This window comes from Mesorhizobium sp. M7A.F.Ca.US.002.01.1.1 (assembly GCF_004022955.1).
Classification (GTDB): domain Bacteria; phylum Pseudomonadota; class Alphaproteobacteria; order Rhizobiales; family Rhizobiaceae; genus Mesorhizobium; species Mesorhizobium ciceri.
Map to the genome: position 1 here is coordinate 1 of NZ_RZQE01001008.1, position 684 is coordinate 684.

1 pseudogene is annotated in these 684 nt (G+C 64.3%); it reads left to right on the top strand.

Annotation, left to right across the window (positions count from 1 at the left end):
- Positions 1 to 684: pseudogene (locus EN932_RS37410) on the top strand (hypothetical protein); the annotation flags it as partial.

Below are 684 nucleotides of genomic sequence, written 5' to 3' on the forward strand. Positions count from 1 at the left end.
GGCGCGCAGGGGCTCTTCGACATGCTTTTCGGCGGCGGCGTCAGGCATGCGCCGAAAGGCGAGTTTCCGCCCCCGCCACCGAAGAACAAGCCAAAGCCGAAAGTGTCCGGTGGCGGCGGCGGCAATGTGAAGATCAGCAGCCCGTCCTACTACACCTACAAGGCCGACCGGCTGGTTCGCGTCGACTTCTCGGCATTGGCCGCGACGCCGGCGCCGGCGACACCGCAGGACGCCGCCTTCGTCCCGTCGGCTACGGGTGCCGCGTTTCGTGATGCGGTTGCCAGCTTGGGCGACTACGAACTCTTAGCCGAGCCCGACATCGCCAAGGCGCTGATCGCGTACTACTCGGCCAATCCGGATTTCATCTGGATAAGCGGAACCAGCCTCAACAGCCGTGCGCAGGATGCGGTGCGGGTGCTTGGCGAGGCTTCAAGCTATGGCCTCACGCCCGCCGACTATACGGTCGAAGTGCCCGCTGCCGGCGCATCGTCGACCGATGCCAATGCGCAACTGAAAGAACTCGTCCGTTTCGAGATGGCGCTTTCGGCGCGTGTGCTGCGCTATGCCCACGACGCCCAGAACGGCCGCGTCGATCCCAACCGCATGACCGGCTATTATGATTTCCCGGCCAAGCCGCTCGATCTGCAAGGCGTGCTGAAAACGCTGGCTCATACCCAGCAGGTG